Below are 18,041 nucleotides of genomic sequence, written 5' to 3'. Positions count from 1 at the left end.
AAGAGGGCGGATGAACGGATGCAACCTGCTGTTGGCGACGCTGCTGGCCAGTACCGCGGTCCAGGCCGACGAGCGCGATCTGTGGGCGTTCGCGCAATGGACCGGCACCCACGACACCCGCGCCTTCCGCGACATGCTGGTGCAGGCCCGGCTGTATGGCGTGGTGCCGTTGCATCAGCTGCTGCGCTCGGCCAGTGACTGGCGACAGTGCCGGGCCGAGCCGTTCGCGGTGGCGCCGCAGGCGCAGTGGGCGAGCGTGCGCAGCACCTTGCGCCTGCTCGACCTGCTGGCTGACGAGCGCGTGCTCGGCCCCTACGAGGTGGTGTCGGCCTACCGCGATCCAGTGCTCAATCGCTGTGCCGGCGGGGCGCCGGGCAGTGCCCACATGCGCGCCTTCGCCGTCGACCTGCTGCTGGCGAGGGGCAGCGAGGCGCAGACGCTGTGCCGTTTCTGGCAGGCCTACGGCAAGGTCTGGAACATGGGCCTCGGTCGCTATCCCTCGGGACGGATCCATATCGATACCGCGGGCTATCGCACCTGGGGCGAGGCCTGCTCGATGACCCACTCGCTGAAGCGCTGACACTTCTGCGACGTCGCCAGCGCCTGCGGACACAACAGCACATACGCCGAGCCGTCGCGGATGAAACCATGGGGCGCGACCAGTTGCCCGCTGGCCAGTTCGTCACCCACCATCAGCCGCGACGCCATGGCCACCCCAAGCCCCGCCACCGCCGCCTGGATGCACAGGTAGAAATGCTCGTAGTCGGCCCGTTCGCTGCCCCGTTCGGTCTGCTCGTGCAGACGCAGCCAGGTCGCCCAGGCGCCTGGCCGGGTGGCGCTGTGCAGCAGGCACTGGCCGGCGAAGCCCTTGGCCGGCAGGCCGAGCGCGGGACTGGCCACCGGCCCGACCCATTCCTCGCAGACCTTCTGTACCTGCAAACCGTCCTCCCACTGGAAATCGTCACGCCGCAGGGCCAGGTCGACTCCGCTGCGGACGAAATCCAGCGGCCCGCCGGCCGCCAGCAGATGGACCTGGATATCCGCATGCCGGGCCTGGAAATCCGCCAGGCGCGGGATCAGCCATTTCATCGCCAGGGTCGGTTCGCAGGACAGCACCAGCACGTTCTCCCGCGTCTGCTGCTGCAGCCGCGACACCGTGCCTTGCAGTTGCTCGAACACCGACTGGGTGGTGGCGAGCAGGTTGCGACCGGCGGCGGTGAGGAAGATCGCGCGGTTGCGTCGCTCGAACAGCTCCACCCCCAGCGAGGCTTCCAGCAGGCGCACCTGGCGACTGACCGCGCCATGGGTGACATGCAGCAGTTCGGCGGCGCGGACGAAACTCTCGGTGCGCGCGGCGACATCGAAATAGCGAAAGGCGGTGAGGGCTGGCAGTTTCATATCTGTGAGGAAAACTAGCGGATTTGCCGCACTATAAATCGCTTTTTCCCTTGCGGTCAGGCTTTCGATAATGGAGACCTTCACCACTCTCCGCGCTGTTTCGTAGCGCATCAGAAGAAGGAAGCCTGCCTTGAACGAACTCCTCGCCGTCGCCCTGTTCACCGTACTGGCGGTCATCAGCCCGGGGCCCGACTTCGCCATGGTCACCCGGGCCAGCTACGCCCATGGCCGGCGCAGCGGTCTGCTCGCCGCCCTCGGCATCGCCTGCGGGGTGCAGGTGCATGTGCTGTACACGGTGCTCGGGGTGTCGGTGCTGGTGCAGCATTCGCCGGCGTTGTTCCTGGCGATGAAAGTGCTCGGCGCCGGTTACCTGATCTACCTCGGCTACAGCTCGTTGACCAATACCACCCAGCTGTCGCTGGACGGCGATGACGGGGCGCGAAAGGGCACCTTTCTCTCGGGCTTCCTGACCAATGCGCTGAATCCAAAGACCCTGCTGTTCGTGATCAGCGCCTACACCCAGGTGGTGCAGCCGGGCAGTTCGCTGGTCCAGCAGTTCGGCTACGGGGTGTTCATGTCGCTGGCGCACGGGGTCTGGTTCTGCATCGTCGCGCTGTGTTTTTCCAGCGCGCCGTTGCGCCGGGTCATGATCGAGCGACAGCGCGTGGTGGACCGGATGATCGGCGTGGCCCTGCTTGGGCTCGGCGTGACGGTGTTATTCGCCAGTGTGCGTTGAGCGGATTGCAACTATCTGTGTCGGCTTGATAAGGCAGGTGTACACCAGCCTCTTCAATCCACATATATTTTCATGGCAACGGTAAAGGCGACGATCCATGCGAATGGGAAAACAAGTATCAGTCGTTGTGTTTTTATGAACTTTTTCATGATGGGCTGAATGTTTTCCATATCATTCTTGCAGATGCGCCCATCCTCAAAAAATGGCTCGGGAAAGAGTAGGATATGGTTTAAGGCTGATCGGATTTTTTTCTTTCTGCTTTTTGTTCCGGTTTCGATGAGGTGCTCGGAAATGATGATGTAGGGGCTGTTTTTCATTAACTTGAACAGCGTGCGGTGATAGGTTTCTTCGATTTTGTTAGTGTATTTTATGGCTGCCATCAGCATGAGAACGCCAAAGCCGATCATGCAGAGCCACATACCTTTTGACCACGTTGCCATATCAATCATGCTTGTTTCTCGATTGGAAATATCGCTCTTGGGTAATGAGCGTTGAGCGGCCGGCTTGCCCCCGTCCCAAGGTCAGGGGGCACGACCTGACGCAAGTGTGCATGTGGCGGACTATCGATTTAAAAAATATTCCCTTGATGCCATGGATATTGCTATCCAGGCGATAGAGAAACTCATAAGGAAGCGTTCCAGAGTCATCCATTTTCTGATGTGGCGTGGTAACAGCTTTTTGTGCGTGTCGCTGCGCTGTTCGGTTTTCAGGTAGATCTCTTCGAAAATTTCCCTGTGGTGTGTCTTCTCAAATCTGTCAGTTACTCTGAGCGTGGCGAACAGCATCAGGAACCCGAGACCAATAATACAAAGCCATACACCATTCGACCATGTTTTAACATCAGTGATGGAGCTGAGATTATGAATGCCAGCGTATTGCAATACGCCTGATGGGGAGAGCTCAGGCAAATCTTTTATTGTCAGTAGCAAAAAAACACCCAGTGCCCATATCCAGCTGATCTTGTGTAGAAGATTGTCTCTGGACAGGATTTTTTTCAAATGAGCAGGAAAGTTCTCAACGTCAGCATGTGATATGAAGCCGATTGAGGCGAACCTGCTTTTTGACAGTGAGCTATGCAGTAGGCCTGGAATGAATATTTTCCTTGAGAAGCCCGTCAATGTGTAGGCCTTGATGGTGGAACTCAGTTCTGGACTGCTTTTTATCGAGGCTATCATTTCGTCAAGGTGTTTGTGTGTGATGTGTATCCGATGCGCAAATGCAACAGCCCACAAGGCTGGGATCGCTAGGATAAGTGCTAGTAATGTTGTCTCTATCCAGATGTTCATTTGCCAGGGCACCAACTGAAGATACCCCTTCAAGGCTGGAGGGGTATTGGCTGAAGGAAGCTAAAAGGAGTTTTCACTCTTGATCTTTGACAGGATTCCGATCACGACCATCCCGGTGATGGCTATCAGTGAAAGGGAAAATTCAAGCTTGATGATGCGCTCAAGTTTTCTAGGGAAATTTTTTACATCCTTTGCGCAGAGGTCGCCTGCACGAACCGAGGCATTTTTAAATAATACCAGCCCGGCCAGAAGTCCAAATGTAAGAGACTTTGACCTGTAGGGTTTACTGTGTTTGCTCAGCGACAGGGCATAAGGGCTGTTTGACAATGCTGTCATGAGTGTTGGCAGATATTTTTTGCTGATATACATCTGCATGCCAATGTTTATGAATAGAAACAAGAAGCCGCTACCGACAAATAGAAGTGCCGCTTCATGAGGCCAAGTGCTCATGTCGGTGATATTCATATGAGGTCTGTCCTGTAAATAAGTTCTCCGAACTCTTCGCCACCCCAGCCCGTAGTGGGAGTTATGGGGAGTCGCGGAATTTCATGGTGACCATTGAAGTACTTCTTCGTTATGTATATGTTGTGTGGAATGCTTGTGGAGAAAGATACGAAAACAAACAGTGATGCTATCAGGCTCGCGTGAGGATACCATTCTTCAAGATTATTTAGCATGTTGCTGCCGTTAACCCATGAGGTCTACTGCAAGAGTGATGGTGAGTACAGTCGTGATCCATGTGATGGAAAGGACTGTAATCGTGTGCTGTGTGTATATAAGTATTTTAAGATGTCGTGGGAATCGTTCAATGTCCTGAGCCGAGACGTATCCCAGGGCGATCATCTTTGGAGCATATCTAATACTTCCATATACGAATTTTAGTAGTGCTCTTTGTGTGATGTAGCCTTGGCTTTCCAGAGCAGGTGCTATCTTCATGATGATAGGGCTGCTGCCGAGGGCCAATATCATTTTTCTGAGATGAAATTTTTGTATGTAAGATCGAAAGAAAAAATTTATCATGATCAGCACTACCCAGCCCGAGCATGAAAAAAGTTTCCACTCAAAAGACCATGAGTTAAAGTCGAACACGGAGAAAGTGGTCACGTATCGTTTTCCTGAAAATACATTGGTCTCGATTAAAGAGTTTCGTGATAGATCTTGGCTTTGCTCAACTTTATAAATGGTAGTGCGCTGCCTCAAGCGGCCTCTGTTCACGCCTGAAGTTTTCTGTGATATAAGTGAGGCCAATTTTACAGGACGGTCTATGATCAGGGAATAATAGGGATTAGTGAGATTCCTCCTAGAAAAAACAGCAGCATTACATTAAATAGAAAATTGTCTATGGTTAGCAGTTTTAATAAGTGCGGCGGGAACTCTTCGATGTCGCGAAGTGATAGGTATTCACTGGATAGTAGTCTTGGGCTGGATAATGCGCTTTGAAGCTCACGTATTGCGTATATTTTTCTTGAAAAACCCATTAAGGCTTGTGTCTTTAAATTTGAATGTAAGGCTGGGCTGCTTTTTACCGAGGAAAGTATCTCGGTGAAATGTTTTTTTACTATGTATGCTGAGTGCCCAAAGGCGATGGCGAATGAAATGACAAAACCTAATCCCATGAACATGATGCCCATGGTGTGCCAGTATTTCAACTCGACCAATTCAGTGTCTCCTAAGTAAGTGCGGCCCGTCCTGAGCATAAAAATTCTCGATTCAATAGGTCCCGGATTTAGTTCAGTCGCGGAGAAAGTGATCGTGAATGGATTCTCCAATTACGTTGCCAAGGTGCCCGCCACCATAAGCGCCCAGCCAAGAAGATCCACCAACTACAGTTACTGTACATACTGCATAACCCGCGATTGATGGTTTCTGGCCCCGGCCCAGACAGAGCTTCAGGCTAGAGGCAGCGTGCCCAGCAGCTAATCCGCCGAGAGCGGAGAACGTGAACTTATTCCCTTCCGTCAACGCAATTCTTGTGCACTCTTCATTTGTGCCTGTCTTACAGGCTTCCTTGATCAGAAGGGCAGAGGATACCCCTCCAATCCCGATGGCAATGTAGCCCCCGGTCTTCATATACGCAGTAGCTTTCTCCATTGACTTTACATATTTTGAGTAGCCTGGTATTTGCCCGGGACCGCCAGCTTTATTCCAGTGGTGTACTAAGCTTTTTGTTGAAACGTTCAAAGATTTTCTCAGCTTAGGATGGTCACCTAGTGAGGTGAAACCACGAATTCGCGTGGACTTGAATAATACGGTGTCTAGTTTTGCGAGTATTTGTCTGCGCTTTTCAAGAAATTCTCGGGATTTAAAGTGTCCATGGGTGCGGTAGGTATCCTGATGGAGCTCTTGGTACTCTATCAATATATTGGTTATATCTTTCATGTGCTTTTCCAGCACTGCTGCGGTCACTCCGGCCCATGTAGATGTTTCACCAAGAACTGCAGCAATCTCCCCGCGATACTTGACCATGAAGTCCGCATCGTCCGGCTCCAGATCCGCCAGCGCGACGGAAACTTCTTCCGCTGCGGCCATCAAATGAGCTTCTTCCCGTATGCACATGTAATTACGCGGATCAGCAAGCACTACCATCTGCCCCGCCTTGACGATACCGTCGCCCAGGCTGCCGTTCAGACCATTGAACTTGCGCATCACCTCCGGCGAAGGCGCATCGCCGAACAGCTCGGCGACCAACTGCTGGCGGGAGATGGATTTCGGCACGATGTAGAAGCCTGGCTCGGCGGGCTCGTTGTCTTGCTCTGCAGAGAAGGGCGCTGCCGGTGCCACGGGTGATGCATTCCGAGCAGTCGCGGCGGCGGGCGCTGCATGGCTGGTAGCCGCAGCCGCCGGACTGGCCATCCGGGCGGAACGCGCCGGCGGGTCCTGGGCGATCAGTCGATTGCTACCCGCAGGACAACCACATTGCACCTGTGCACCATGCAACGCAGTCGGCGCGCCATGCCACTTGAACCCTGCCCAACCCTCGACGATCGTGCCCTGCTGGCCACAGCGCGGGCATTTGCTGGTCTTGTCGCCGACCCGCAGTACGCCGCGGTTGCCCTGGGTCGAGTTGGGCAGGCTGCTGTAGCAGACGGCGCCGCTAGTGGTTTCGTCGCCGTGCAGGCCCTGGCCGAGGCCGTTGACTGTCGAACGGGTCATGGCTCAGTCCTCGCTCTTGCCGAGACGCACGTTGTTCCAGAGGCCTTCGTCGGGAATTCGTTGGGTAAGGCATTGCATTGGCATGGCTCCTTGCTCATAAGCACCGCCTGTTTCTTCGGAATGAAAAAGCAGCGGTGCGTGTCGGTTAGGAGCCTGCAACCCTGAAGGCTTGAGACTGGGAAAAACATCGGATGCGTCTGACAGATATGTAGGGATTTTTTGAGAGGGGGTGGGCATAAATCGTGTGAGGACCCTGCTAGCCTCATCGCCGGCAAGTCGGGGCGCCGTAGTCGCGGTCTCAAGACGGCTTGTCGGAAGCCTCCCAGGCAACTGCCAGGCCTGTTGCAATGAGCTGATTCGAATCCAGGGGGTGCCTGAACCGACACCCCCTTTTTTTGCGCCCGCTTGCGTCCAGGAACGAACCATCGAGCCGGCGTGCCCCCTGTTCCCGCCGATCACCTCGCCCAGCCGCCTGTGTTCACAGGCGCGCATTCGCGCGTGTCTCCTCGCCCGCCCCCTTGGCCCCCCACCAGCCACCTGACCTGGGGGGACGTGCTCATGCCGCTCGCCCGGCAGGATCAGCAAAACGCACAAGAACAAATCGAAGGTGCCTGTATGCAAAACCTGGAGTCGTTTCCCGACGATTGCATCGTCTGCCGCTCTGCCAGCGATGAGGGGGACAGTCGGTCAAGCGCAGCGTCCGCTGCTCGCGCAGCCCCCTCAGCGGTCTCGATAGACAGCCGAAGGCCAGGCCTGATCCTGCCGTGGCTGGCGAAACTGTCGCCCTGGATGCTGATCGCCGGCCTCGCCTACGCCGCGGTTTTCGTCGAGCCGTCGAGCAATGGCGCGCCACTGCTGCAGCCGGTGGTGGAGCCGCGCGACATGTTCTTCGGCGCCGCGGGCGACGCCACCTCGCTATGGGTGGTGGGCCAGGACGGCGCCGTGCTGCATGGCGTGGACGGTACCTGGCGCCGCGAGGTGCTACCCGGCCGCGGCAACCTGCAGGCCGTGGCGGTGTCGCCGGACGGCGAGGTGGTCACCGTCGGCAGCCAGGGTGACCTGTGGCTGCGCATGCCGGGGCAAGCCTGGCGCCACGCGCCGCTGCCGGTGGCGGAAGAGGGCGGCAAGCTGCTCGACGTGGCCTTCCTGCATGGCCACTTCTGGGTGGTCGGCGAGATGGGCGCGCTGTTCCGCGCAGCCCCCGGGGCCACTACCTGGGAGCGCATGGGCGAGGCGCAGGACGTCGCCTTCAACGCCATCCGCCCTGGCGTCGGCAACGACCTGTGGATTGCCGCCGAATTCGGCCGCCTGCTGCGCAGCCGCGATGGCGGGCAGACCTGGAGCACCCAGGAACTGGGCAGCGAGAGCCTGCGCGCAGTGGCGTTCGACGGCCAGACCGGGGTCGCCGTGGGCAACACCGGGCACCTCTACCTCAGCGACAACGGCGGCGACGACTGGCGTGCGCTGGCCGCGTTCACCAGCGACCACCTGCACGACGTCGTGGTGCGCAACGGGCTCTGGCAGGTGGTCGGTGACAACGGCAGTTACTTCCAGAGCGACGACCCAAGCGGTACCTGGACCAATGCCGCCCTGGGCATCGCCGAGCTGAGCAAGGGCTACCTCACGCGCATCCTGCCGCTCGCCGGCGGCAACCTGCTGGTGGGCCGGCAACTGGTGCTGCTGAGCGCCGGCCAGCCGCAGCTCATCGGTGAAGGAGCACGGCCATGAAACAGTTGCAGAGTTTCGCCACGCGCTTCGCCGAGTGGTGCATCGCCCGCCGCGTAGCGGTCAGCCTGGTGGTCGCCGTGATCACCCTGGGCTTCGCCCTGTGCCTGGTCCGCCTCGACGTGCAGACCCGCTTCGCCGACATGATTCCCCACAGCCACCCCTACGTGCAGGTGCACCAGGCCTACAAGGACAGCTTCGCCGCGAGCAATCGGGTGACCATCCTGGTCAAGGCCACCCAGGGCGACATCATCGACAGCCAGATCCTCGCCGAGGTGCAGCGCATCAGTCGCGCGCTGCGCAAGGTCGAAGGGGTCAACCCGCAGCAGATCGTCTCGCTGGCCTCGCGCAAGCTGAAGCGGGTCAACGCCTCCAGCGAGGGCATCGAGACCCGGCCGCTGATGAGCGAGGTGCCGACCACGCCGGAGGACCTGCGCCAGCTGCGCCAGGCGATCCTCAACAACTCCATGGTCTATGGCCTGTTCGTCGATCGCGAGTTCAAGTCGACCCTGATCCAGGTGGACTTCTACGATCACCTGGTCAACTACAAGGCGATCTTCCCGCAGATCCAGGCGATTCTCGACGCCTCGCCGGTCAAGGAGCGAGTCAGCCTGCACCTGGTCGGCGAGCCGGTGCTGTACGGCTGGGTCGCCCATTACCTGCCGGAAACCCTGAGCCTTTCCCTGCTGTCGCTGGGCGCCATGCTGGTGCTGCTGTTCGTGCTCAGCCGGACCTGGCGCGGCACCCTGCTGCCGCTGCTGGCCGGGAGCATCTCGGGCATCTGGGCACTGGGGATCAGCGCACTGCTCGGCTACAACTGGGATCCGCTGGTGGTGGTGGTGGCCTTCATCATCACTGCGCGGGCCTTCTCCCACTCGGTGCAGTTGATCACCCGCTACGACGACCTCGCCGTGGACGGCCAGGTGCCCTCGCGGCGCGCCGCCGAGCAGGCCATGGCCGAGCTGTTCCGGCCGAGCATGCTCGGGCTCTACGCCGATGCCGGGGCCATTCTCTGCGTGATGCTCACGCCGATTCCGCTGCTGCACAAAGTGGCGATCATCGGCGCGGTGTGGGTGATGAGCATCGCCGTGTCGGCGGTGGTGATGACCCCGATCATGCTGTCCTGGGTGCGTCGCCCGCAGGGCTTCGTGCACCCGCTCAAGCTCGACTTCATCCTCGATGCGGTGCTGCGCGGCGCGTCGCTGCTGGTCTCGACCCGGGCCCGCTACCTGGTGGCGCCGGTGTGCCTGGCGGCACTGGCCGGCCTGCTGTTCGAGGCGTCGCGGATCCAGGTCGGCGATGCCAGCGACGGCTCGCCGATTCTCTGGAAGAACGCCTCGTTCAACCGTGACAGCGCCCTGATCAACCAGCTGTACCCGGGTTCCGAACAGCTGTTCGTGGTCATCGAGGGGCATGCCCCGGATGCGCTGAAGACGCCCGAGGTACTGGCGTGGGCGCAGCGTTTCTCGCGCTACATGGAGCGCCAGCCGGAAATCGGCGGCAGCGTGTCGCTGGCCGACCTGGTGGTGGACGTGCGGCGCAATCTCTACGAGGGCAACCCGCGCTATCGCGAGCTGGGCGCCTCGCAGACCGAGAACGGCGAGCTGATCAACTTCTACCTGCAGGGCGCCGCGCCCGAGGACATGGCGCAGTATGCCGACCGTCACTTCCAGAACGGCGCCATCACCCTGTTCTTCCGCGACCACAAGGGCGAGACCCTGCGCAACGCCATGCACTACGCCAAGCAGTTCATCGCCGAAAACCCGCTGGAGCAGGCCGAGGTGAAACTGGCCGGTGGCGGCCTGGGGGTGATCGCGGCGGTCAACGAGGTACTTCTGCGCGACCAGATCGAAGCCATCGCCCTGGCCTTCCTGGTGGTGGTGCTGTGCTGCCTGGTGGTCTATCGCTCCTCGGTCAGCGGCATCTTCTTCATCATCCCGGTGCTGGTGTCCAACGTGGTCACCTTCGCCTTCATGTCCTGGCAGGGCATCGGCATGAGCATCAGCACCCTGCCGGTGGTCGCCCTGGGGATCGGCCTGGGCGTCGACTACGCCTTCTACATCGTCGACTCGATCAAGGAGTACCTGGAGAAGAACCCGCGGGCCAGCAACCTGGAAGCGGTGCTGCAGGCCATCGGCTCGGCCGGGCGCGGCGTGCTGCTGACCGCCTTCACCCTGGCCGCCGGGGTGCTCCTGTGGGGCTACTCGTCCCTGCGCTTCCAGGCCGAGATGGGCCTGCTGATCGGCCTGTGGCTGATGGTCTCGGCCTTCACCTCGCTGTTCGTCATGCCGGCCCTGGCGCTGGTGTTCAAACCCGACTTCATCTTCGCCCCCGCTCACCCGCAGGAGGAGCTGGGCGCCCGTGACTCCGAGGCCGCCGTGTAGACGACGGCCTGCGAGAGCAACAACTACTGCCATCCAACAAGAACAATGAGAGGTAATCGGGATGCAATCGACCCTTCGCGCCAAGCGGCCGACCTGGCTGCTCGCGCTGCTGCCACTGGGCGCCTTGTCCACCGCTGCGCAGGCGATGGACTATGGCAATGACGAATACGGTTTCAGCCTTGGTGGCTACCTGCGCGGCTGGACGTCGTTCAACCTGAACAACGCACCGGAAACCCGTGGCAACGACAAAGGCAAGCTGTCCATGCTGCGCGGCTCGCTGCTGCTGGATGCCGACGCGGTGACCGGGCCGTTGACCTGGAAGGCCATCGGCCGCTTCGACAAGGAGTGGATGACCGGCTACCAGGACGACCTGCAGGACATCAACCGCTCCATGGTCAACACCGGCTATCGCGGCCGCGGCAGCGACCTGATGGACGAGTACGACCGGGCCGAGCTGCGCGAGTTCTACTTCGACTACGAGTACGACCGGGTCAAGTTCCGCGTCGGCAAGCAGCAGGTGGTGTGGGGCGAGACCGACTTCTTCCGCGCCATGGACGTGGTCCACGGCTTCGATTACCGCTGGCGCTCCTTCCTCGAACCGGAGAACGAGGAACTGCGCAAGCCGCTGATCATGTTCAACACCACCGTGCAGGTGCCCGAGCTGGACGGCTCCCTGCAGGTGCTGGTGCGCCCGGGCTGGGACGCGCACAACGCGATCGGCAACAGTGTCGACTTCTACGGCGGGCGCTGGGCGCCGCAGCCGTATCGCGGCACCGACTTCTTCTCCCTGCTCGACACCGACTACGACCACCCGTCCGGCGACAACGAAAAGGTCACCGGTGGCCTGCGCTGGTCGGGCCTGGCCGGTGACGTCAACTACTCGCTGGCCTGGCTCAAGTCCTACCAGGGCGATCCGGTGGTCAACTCGCGCTTCGCGCCCTACAAGAAGACGCCCAAGGGTGTGCTCGGCGATGTGATCCACCCGGAAATCACGGTGTGGGGCGCCACCGCGTCGACCTACGTGGCGGCGGCGGACGCGGTGTTCTCCACCGAGGTGGTGTACACCGAGGGCGTGGGCTTCAACCAGGGCAGCTACCAGAACCCGATGTTCGGCGGCGCGGTGCCGCCGGGCTTCGCCGGCCTGCAACGCAAGGACACCCTGACCACCATGCTGCGCATGGACAAGACCGTGGACCTGACCCGCGTGCTCGGCACCAGCCGCCCGTCGTTCCTCTCCATGCAGCTGTTCAACACCCGCGTGCTCGGCTTCGACAGCGACGACGACCTGGTCGAGCTGGCCGCCTACGGCGCGAAGAAACGCCGCGACACCATGCTGTTCACCACCGTGCTGCAGACCAACTACCGCAACGACACCATCAACCCGTCGCTGGCCGCCGGCATCGATGTGAACAACAAGGGCGGTTTCCTCATCCCCGCCGTGGAGTTCGCCCTGGGCGACAGCTGGCGCCTGCGCGCCGAAGCCGACCTGTTCTACGCCGCTGGCCGCGGCAGTGATGGTGGCGGCGATGCCCAGGGCAAGGGCGACACCCGCCTGTTCGGCTATTTCGACAACCATGACCAGCTCGTGCTGCGTCTGACCCGCCAATTCTGACCCGGAGTCGCTGACCGATGAAAACCCTCTTCAAACACGCGGCGCTGAGCTGCGCCCTGCTGGCCACCAGCGTCACCGCGCTGGCCGCCGATCTGCCCGCGGGCACCCTGGTGAACAAGGCCAACCTCGACCAGGTGCTCAACGAAACCTTCGAGGGCAAACCGCTCAAGACCCTGCTGACCGACAAGGTGCAGTGGCAGATCCGCAACTACAACCTGGGCCTGACCCTGGCCCCGTCGCGACCGGTGGACCTCGACCCGGCCTACGTGGCGGCCAGTGCGGCCAACGTCGGCAAGGTCGGTTTCGACAAGGCCACGCGGACCGTGCAGGGCTGGGAGAAGGGCGTGCCCTTTCCCAAGATCGACAGCAACGACCCGGACGCCGGCGACAAGATCGTGTGGAACTTCATCTACGGACGGCCCATGGGCGACTCCCAGGAAATGAAGAACTTCCACTACATCCTCATCGACGCCAAGAAGGGCGTGGAGCGGGTCCAGCGCTACCGCCTGGACCGCTTCTACACCCGCGGCCGGCTCAACGGCCCGGCCAGCATCGGCAGCGACTTCATGCTGCAGAACACCCTGCTGTTCGCCGAGGCGCCGCAGGACATCAAGGGCATCGGTACCTATACCAAGCGCTACGCCGACGGCTTCAAGGCCGACGACGTGTGGGCCTACCTGAAGTCGGTGCGCCGCGTGCGGCGCATCTCCGGCAACGCCTGGATGGACCCGGTGGGCGGGCTTGACCTGCTCGGCGACGATATCGACGTCTGGGATTCGCCGCCCAACTGGTACAAGGGCATCAAGCTGATCGAGAAGCGCTGGATCCTCGCCGTCACCGACACCCCGGCGACCGTCGGCACCGTCGGCGGCGACAACGCCGCGGCGTTCCCGCAGCAGGACGTGAGCACCCCGCCGTACTGGAACCCCAATCCCAAGCTGGGCTGGCAGCCGCGCGAGGTCTGGGTGCTCGAGGGTACGCCGCCGGACGCCCACCCCTACGGCAAGAAGGTGCTCTACGTGGACGTGCAGGCCAACCGCCCGCTGATGGCCGAGATCTACGACAAGAGCGGCGAGTTCTGGCGTTTCCACCACATGCAGCAGCAGCCGATCGTCGGCGAGGACGGCTACAAGGCGATCCTGCCGGTCCAGGGCCAGCAGATCGACTTCAAGCGCCAGCACTCGACCAACTTCGTCTCCGCTTTCGTCATCAATCGCAAGGGAGCCAAGGTGATGCCGCGCGCGAAAAATCCGGCGGTTGAGTTGAGATATTTGAAATCCCAATTCTTTGCGCGCAGTGCAAGAGAATTGCAAATGTATCTACTCATTGAGCCAGTCAGGCGCATCAGGGCGACGACCTGAATCTGGGAACTGCTCGTCCTGTGCCCAATCACGCAGAGCTTGCAGATAATGCAGGAGTTGGGTGTATTGCTCTGCTCTCAGAGTTGTAGCGCGCACAAGCTCCAATTCGTCTCTGTGTCTGTCACGTAACCAGGTCAAGCGCTGAATCTCGCTATCACGCCAAGAGCGCTCTAGCCGTGCCGAGGCATCTGGGTCGGGTTCCAGTGCCTCCAGAACTGGCTCCCCTCGGTTGTTGAGCACGATGATTTGACCTGTGCGTTCGCCTTCAAGGAGCTTCTTTTTCTGAGCCGTCGTGACCTTTACAGCAGCCGGGGGAATGCTGTCGGCTACGTGTACAGCCGTGTCGTAAAAGCTGCGCGTTTCAGCGTGGTAGAAAAGGGTCATGACGATTCCTTAATTGCCCAAGGCGATCCAGAAGATGCTGCCAGGGGAGGCTGTGTAGTTGTTTTGCACGCGCACAACAGAGTTTGAAATTGCTGTCGCTCCTGGGGCCCTAGCTGATGGCGTTGCCATGCTGTGGAATGCCATCGAACAGAGGACGCCCAAGCTCTGACTCGGAAATGCAAGCGACATCGTTGCGTCGCGAGTAGGACCGACAGAGCCGGGACTGTCAGTAGCCACCGCGATGTCAGTCTCAAGACCCCAATTCACGATTAGGCCGCCGAGCCAAGACGGCAGTGCTATGTGGCCACGAGAAGTAAACGAGACTGAAAAACCGTAGCGAAGCTTGAGCGGCGTGATCGTCTTCGTGTCGTCTGCGCCAGCGTTGGCCTCTTCCTGGGTGGCAAGACGGGCCACGCCAAACGTTGATTCCGTCGCTTGCTTCCAGAGGAAGCCGATCTTCTTTTGCAGCGTCAGCGGAGTAACAGCCTTTACCGCATCAACTCCATCAATTACCTCCACATCTGTCGCAAGCCTTACGACGCCGAACACGGACTCCGTCGCTTGCTTCCAGAGGTCGCCGATTTTCTTTTGCAACGTCCATGGCGTTACGGTCTTTACCAAGTTCGTTCCCGCGTCTACCTCGGCTTGCGTGGCAAGCTTTGTGACGCCGTACTCCAGCTCTGTTGCTTGTTTCAGCAGAGTTCCAAGTGCGACCGCAAGCTTGAGCGGCGTGATCGCCCTCGTGTCGTCTGCGCCAGCGTTGGCCTCTTCCTGGGTGGCAAGACGGGTCACGCCAAACGTTGATTCCGTCGCTTGCTTCCAGAGACCGTCGAACTTCTTTTGCAGCGTCAGCGGAGTAACAGCCTTTACCGCATCAACTCCATCAATTACCTCCACATCTGTCGCAAGCCTTACGACGCCGAACACAGACTCCGTCGCTTGCTTCCAGAGGTCGCCGATTTTCTTTTGCAACGTCCATGGCGTTACGGTCTTTACCAAGTTCGTTCCCGCGTCTACCTCGGCTTGCGTGGCAAGCTTTGTGACGCCGTACTCCTGCTCTGTTGCTTGTTTCAGCAGAGTTCCAAGTGCGACCGCAAGCTTGAGCGGCGTGATCGCCCTCGTGTCGTCTGCGCCAGCGATGGCCTCTTCCCGGGTGGCGAGACGGGTCACGCCAAACGTTGATTCCGTCGCTTGCTTCCAGAGACCGTCGAACTTCTTTTGCAAGGTCAGCGGAGTAACAGCCTTTACCGCATCAACTCCATCAATTACTTCAACATCTGTCGCAAGCCTTACGACGCCGAACACGGACTCCGTCGCTTGCTTCCAGAGGTCGCCAATTTTCTTTTGCAACGTCCATGGCGTTACAGTCTTTGCAACATTGGTTCCCGCGTCTACCTCGGCTTGCGTGGCAAGCTTAACCACCCCATACAGGCTTTCGGTCGCCTCAAGCCACAACCTAGAAAGCACCTTGGCCACGGCCAAGTGTACCAATGCAGCATTCATGGGATTATCGGTACCGGTGCCGTCCTCGGCCCTTTCCTGCGACTCAAATGAGATTCCCAATCCGGCAAGGGTGCTCGGGGAACTGCCGTTTGTCGCGACCCCTTTCCCGTTGAAAGTAACCTTCGTATAGGTGCCAGCCGCAATACCGCTATCAGCCAAAGTGACGACGATATCCGCATCACTAGAGCCATCGAACATCGCGGAGCCGGTCATTGCGCCCCTAATTCGAAGCACTCGCGCTGTGGCGAGCTGAGTCGCCTTTCCTGCAGCGCTTACTCCATCTACCAGCTTTTGCAGTTGCGCTCGCAGCCAACGGGTTCGCCCAGAAAGCTGCTTGGCCTGCAGGTTGTCGATTCCTTCTGGCCCACCTAAAACCGGGTCAGACGTCTCCAACTGGTAAATTCCAGGTGCCCACTCATCGATTTCTGGCAAGTCAGCCATTAACTACTCCCTCGGTTGTAATAACCGTCACGCTTGGCGAAGCCGTTGTGACGGATTGCGATTGCTGTGAAATCAAGGGAGACCAGCCGGCAGCGCGCAGGTGCAACTGACAGCATCAGTCGCCGCACTAGAGCCGCTTGATCATTTGTGAGGGGGCGCTGCAGGAATACTCGGTAGCACGGCCATGCGGATGGATCGCCATGCACGTATTCGCCATCGCGTCGTATGGAACCGTCCCGGACACGATTACTGAGCCCCTCCTGTAGAGTGACTTCGCCGAAACCGAGCAGCCGGATGACTTCGCGTATCGCCCAGGGCGTGCCCTTGTAGCGATGCAGCTCGGCGGCGCTCTTGATCAAATTGCGTCGAGCGTCTGATGACTCGGCCAGCAGCCATGCTGTCTCATCGAGCAGTGAGAACTGATCAGCTAGAAATGGCAGTACCCTGGGTTTAACGAGGTCGACCAGGTAGACGAGCATTGCATTGAGATCGAGGTCAGACATGCTTTCAGCGAGCAGCTCAGCCAACAAAGAGAAGCGCTCGTCTCCGGCCAGAGCTGATGGAAGCTGCTGCTCAGCCATAGGCCACACCCTCGGGGATCAACTCGATAGCGGTGCAGTTGGCCCACTCATTGCCCTGAAGTTCGTGCAAGCCGCTGGGCAGTTCCAACTCCGCCCGATAGACGCCCGAGACTTGCAGCGCGGCGGTCAACTGCTCGCGAACCAGGTCAAGACCGAGCTTTGATCGACGATGTGCGGCGTAAGCCTCAGCGGCCTGTTGAGCCGCCGCCAGGGTGTCGGCCTGCTCAGCCGTGGCATAGAAGGTCAACCGAGCCCGGATGGTGTAGGCAACCTCGGTACAAGCCCAGGCATGCACTGTGTCGCACAAAGGGCGGACCTTCTCCGCACTCAACCGGGCTTTGACCTGATCGATGATGGATTGGGAAGGCAGCCCGGTATTGGTCAACAGAAAGAGTGCGACATGACCGTCTACCTGGCCTTCATCAGGGCCATGCACGGCTACATCGGTGATCGACTGATGCACTGCCAGCGCGTGATAGCGATATGCACCACGGCTACCAGCGTTGCTGAAAGCCTCGGGGGCTAGAATGATCCGCTCGCGGTAGCGGTCATCATCCTCATCATCTGCAGCATCAGCAGTTTCGCTGATGTTCGTTGCTACCAGCCCCGGCAGCGGGCTATTGCTGATCACACTAATCTGACCAGGCGCCCAGCCGTTACCTTGCGCGCCGGCCGTCATGCAGGTGGCATTCACAATAGTCGAAAGCTGGCCAGCCGCGATCTGCACGTCCTGGTCTGTGGTGAAGGACAACTTCCCATCTTGGGTACTGACGCGGGTGCCGGCACTGACGAGCAGCGCAATGGAGCGAACTGAGGGCATCGTGAAGCGCAGTTGACAGCGTGCGGGTTGGGCAAGCAACCGTGGTGTTGCCACAAGCTCGCCCAGGTAGTCGAGGATCGGACCGGAAGAGAATCGTACCAGGAGCTGCTCGCCGGCGTTCTGAATCGACATATCCAGGCGCGACCGCGTGTAAGCGATCAGATCGATGAACAGGCGCTCGATCTGTGCCGGGTACAGTGTCTTGCCCGACTTCGCTTCGTAGCGCGCGATCAGATCGGCCTCTACACCTGCCGGGTCGAACTTGACGAACTCGGGCCTAGGTAGATCGCGCATAAGGCACCTCAGTCATCTGGACGATACCGTCAGCAACCCGCCAAATAGCGCGGAGAATGATGCGCTCGGCGTCAAGCTGGACTTCGACACGAACGACGGACACGCGGGTTTCCCAGCGCCGTATTGCTTCTATGGTTTCGCGCACCAGGTACGGAGTGACCTGGTGGGTTGGCCAGTCGAGGTAGAGGTGCAAGTCGCTACCGAATTCTGGGCGGTGCGGATCGCTGCCCTTCGGCGTTACAAGGATGATGCGGATGGCTTGATCGATGTCGCGCAGGCCTTGAACAACCTCACCGGATGTACCGAGGGCGGGTTGCCAGTGGGCGGCGGTGATGCTTGTGTAGGGAGTTGGCGTAGTCATGC

Annotated in this window: 17 protein-coding genes; 6 read left to right on the top strand and 11 right to left on the bottom strand. The window is 59.7% G+C overall.

Annotated elements, in window-relative coordinates:
* The first annotated feature begins 10 nt into the window (after positions 1-10).
* Positions 11-580 (top strand): YcbK family protein, encoded by a 570-nt coding sequence (locus RTI28_RS16350; RefSeq protein WP_316921417.1) that lies wholly within the window; start codon positions 11-13, stop codon positions 578-580.
* Here RTI28_RS16350 and RTI28_RS16345 read toward each other — a convergent pair.
* Positions 529-1,398 (bottom strand): LysR substrate-binding domain-containing protein, encoded by an 870-nt coding sequence (locus RTI28_RS16345; RefSeq protein WP_316921416.1) that lies wholly within the window; start codon positions 1,396-1,398, stop codon positions 529-531. The two genes, RTI28_RS16350 and RTI28_RS16345, sit on opposite strands and share 52 nt — an antisense overlap.
* Positions 1,399-1,528: 130 nt before the next feature.
* Between RTI28_RS16345 and RTI28_RS16340 the strand changes: the two genes are divergently transcribed.
* Entirely contained in the window at positions 1,529-2,134 is a 606-nt protein-coding gene (locus RTI28_RS16340) for a LysE family translocator (RefSeq protein ID WP_316921415.1), read from the top strand.
* A 53-nt stretch (positions 2,135-2,187) separates the two neighbouring features.
* Here RTI28_RS16340 and RTI28_RS16335 read toward each other — a convergent pair whose 3' ends face one another.
* The 5 genes from RTI28_RS16335 to RTI28_RS16315 form a co-directional block, all read right to left on the bottom strand.
* Positions 2,188-2,583 (bottom strand): hypothetical protein, encoded by a 396-nt coding sequence (locus RTI28_RS16335; RefSeq protein WP_316921414.1) that lies wholly within the window; start codon positions 2,581-2,583, stop codon positions 2,188-2,190.
* A 111-nt stretch (positions 2,584-2,694) separates the two neighbouring features.
* Positions 2,695-3,420, bottom strand: coding sequence for a hypothetical protein (locus tag RTI28_RS16330; RefSeq protein ID WP_316921413.1), 726 nt, complete (start codon positions 3,418-3,420; stop codon positions 2,695-2,697).
* Positions 3,421-3,480: 60 nt separating this feature from the next.
* The gene (locus RTI28_RS16325) at positions 3,481-3,885 is read right to left on the bottom strand and encodes a hypothetical protein (RefSeq protein ID WP_316921412.1); all 405 of its coding nucleotides are present in this window, start codon (positions 3,883-3,885) and stop codon (positions 3,481-3,483) included.
* An 803-nt stretch (positions 3,886-4,688) separates the two neighbouring features.
* A complete protein-coding gene (locus tag RTI28_RS16320) occupies positions 4,689-5,078 on the bottom strand; it encodes a hypothetical protein (protein WP_316921411.1) in 390 nt (129 codons plus the stop codon).
* 73 nt (positions 5,079-5,151) lie between these two features.
* Positions 5,152-6,573, bottom strand: coding sequence for a PAAR domain-containing protein (locus tag RTI28_RS16315; RefSeq protein ID WP_316921410.1), 1,422 nt, complete (start codon positions 6,571-6,573; stop codon positions 5,152-5,154).
* Positions 6,574-7,362: 789 nt separating this feature from the next.
* Here RTI28_RS16315 and RTI28_RS16310 point away from each other — a divergent pair.
* The 4 genes from RTI28_RS16310 to RTI28_RS16295 all read left to right on the top strand — a co-directional run bounded on the left by RTI28_RS16310 (position 7,363) and on the right by RTI28_RS16295 (position 13,655).
* Positions 7,363-8,301: a WD40/YVTN/BNR-like repeat-containing protein gene (locus RTI28_RS16310; RefSeq protein WP_316921409.1), complete on the top strand. Its 939-nt coding sequence runs from the start codon at positions 7,363-7,365 to the stop codon at positions 8,299-8,301.
* The gene (locus RTI28_RS16305) at positions 8,298-10,682 is read left to right on the top strand and encodes an efflux RND transporter permease subunit (protein ID WP_316921408.1); all 2,385 of its coding nucleotides are present in this window, start codon (positions 8,298-8,300) and stop codon (positions 10,680-10,682) included. The genes RTI28_RS16310 and RTI28_RS16305 overlap by 4 nt, the downstream gene beginning before the upstream one ends.
* A gap of 61 nt (positions 10,683-10,743) precedes the next feature.
* Entirely contained in the window at positions 10,744-12,294 is a 1,551-nt protein-coding gene (locus tag RTI28_RS16300) for a DUF1302 family protein (protein ID WP_316921407.1), read from the top strand.
* A 17-nt stretch (positions 12,295-12,311) separates the two neighbouring features.
* Positions 12,312-13,655, top strand: a complete 1,344-nt coding sequence (locus tag RTI28_RS16295) for a DUF1329 domain-containing protein (RefSeq protein ID WP_316921406.1) — start codon at positions 12,312-12,314, stop codon at positions 13,653-13,655.
* Here the strand turns inward: RTI28_RS16295 and RTI28_RS16290 are convergent.
* From RTI28_RS16290 to RTI28_RS16270, 5 genes are read right to left on the bottom strand one after another with little or no spacing between them, the layout of a single operon-like run.
* Positions 13,614-14,039, bottom strand: a complete 426-nt coding sequence (locus tag RTI28_RS16290) for a phage tail assembly chaperone (protein WP_316921405.1) — start codon at positions 14,037-14,039, stop codon at positions 13,614-13,616. The genes RTI28_RS16295 and RTI28_RS16290 overlap by 42 nt on opposite strands.
* Before the next feature lie 9 nt (positions 14,040-14,048).
* Positions 14,049-15,983 carry a hypothetical protein gene (locus RTI28_RS16285; RefSeq protein WP_316921404.1) on the bottom strand — a complete coding sequence of 645 codons (1,935 nt, stop codon included), beginning with the start codon at positions 15,981-15,983 and terminating at the stop codon, positions 14,049-14,051.
* On the bottom strand, positions 15,983-16,564 hold the full coding sequence (locus RTI28_RS16280) for a phage tail protein (RefSeq protein WP_316921403.1): 582 nt from the start codon (positions 16,562-16,564) through the stop codon (positions 15,983-15,985). Before RTI28_RS16280 ends, RTI28_RS16285 begins: the two co-directional genes overlap by 1 nt.
* Positions 16,557-17,678: a baseplate J/gp47 family protein gene (locus RTI28_RS16275; RefSeq protein ID WP_316921402.1), complete on the bottom strand. Its 1,122-nt coding sequence runs from the start codon at positions 17,676-17,678 to the stop codon at positions 16,557-16,559. Before RTI28_RS16275 ends, RTI28_RS16280 begins: the two co-directional genes overlap by 8 nt.
* Positions 17,662-18,039, bottom strand: coding sequence for a GPW/gp25 family protein (locus RTI28_RS16270; RefSeq protein WP_316921401.1), 378 nt, complete (start codon positions 18,037-18,039; stop codon positions 17,662-17,664). Before RTI28_RS16270 ends, RTI28_RS16275 begins: the two co-directional genes overlap by 17 nt.
* Between the last annotated feature and the right edge of the window lie 2 nt (positions 18,040-18,041).

Origin of the sequence: Pseudomonas sp. zfem002 (assembly GCF_032621685.1) — a bacterium.
GTDB classification, from domain to species: Bacteria; Pseudomonadota; Gammaproteobacteria; order Pseudomonadales; family Pseudomonadaceae; genus Aquipseudomonas; species Aquipseudomonas japonica.
The sequence above is the reverse complement of the archived record's forward strand: the minus strand, read 5'-3'. Positions and strand labels throughout refer to the sequence as shown.

Excerpts from the sequence above, each read along its gene's own strand:
- RTI28_RS16305 (WP_316921408.1), top strand. The coding sequence starts at position 8,298 with ATGAAACAGTTGCAGAGTTTCGCCACGCGCTTCGCCGAGTGGTGCATC.
- RTI28_RS16330 (WP_316921413.1), bottom strand. The coding sequence starts at position 3,420 with ATGAACATCTGGATAGAGACAACATTACTAGCACTTATCCTAGCGATC.
- RTI28_RS16270 (WP_316921401.1), bottom strand. The coding sequence starts at position 18,039 with ATGACTACGCCAACTCCCTACACAAGCATCACCGCCGCCCACTGGCAA.
- RTI28_RS16345 (WP_316921416.1), bottom strand. The coding sequence starts at position 1,398 with ATGAAACTGCCAGCCCTCACCGCCTTTCGCTATTTCGATGTCGCCGCG.
- RTI28_RS16280 (WP_316921403.1), bottom strand. The coding sequence starts at position 16,564 with ATGGCTGAGCAGCAGCTTCCATCAGCTCTGGCCGGAGACGAGCGCTTC.
- RTI28_RS16275 (WP_316921402.1), bottom strand. The coding sequence starts at position 17,678 with ATGCGCGATCTACCTAGGCCCGAGTTCGTCAAGTTCGACCCGGCAGGT.
- RTI28_RS16315 (WP_316921410.1), bottom strand. The coding sequence starts at position 6,573 with ATGACCCGTTCGACAGTCAACGGCCTCGGCCAGGGCCTGCACGGCGAC.
- RTI28_RS16325 (WP_316921412.1), bottom strand. The coding sequence starts at position 3,885 with ATGAATATCACCGACATGAGCACTTGGCCTCATGAAGCGGCACTTCTA.
- RTI28_RS16290 (WP_316921405.1), bottom strand. The coding sequence starts at position 14,039 with ATGACCCTTTTCTACCACGCTGAAACGCGCAGCTTTTACGACACGGCT.
- RTI28_RS16335 (WP_316921414.1), bottom strand. The coding sequence starts at position 2,583 with ATGATTGATATGGCAACGTGGTCAAAAGGTATGTGGCTCTGCATGATC.
- RTI28_RS16285 (WP_316921404.1), bottom strand. The coding sequence starts at position 15,983 with ATGGCTGACTTGCCAGAAATCGATGAGTGGGCACCTGGAATTTACCAG.
- RTI28_RS16350 (WP_316921417.1), top strand. The coding sequence starts at position 11 with ATGAACGGATGCAACCTGCTGTTGGCGACGCTGCTGGCCAGTACCGCG.
- RTI28_RS16300 (WP_316921407.1), top strand. The coding sequence starts at position 10,744 with ATGCAATCGACCCTTCGCGCCAAGCGGCCGACCTGGCTGCTCGCGCTG.
- RTI28_RS16295 (WP_316921406.1), top strand. The coding sequence starts at position 12,312 with ATGAAAACCCTCTTCAAACACGCGGCGCTGAGCTGCGCCCTGCTGGCC.
- RTI28_RS16310 (WP_316921409.1), top strand. The coding sequence starts at position 7,363 with ATGCTGATCGCCGGCCTCGCCTACGCCGCGGTTTTCGTCGAGCCGTCG.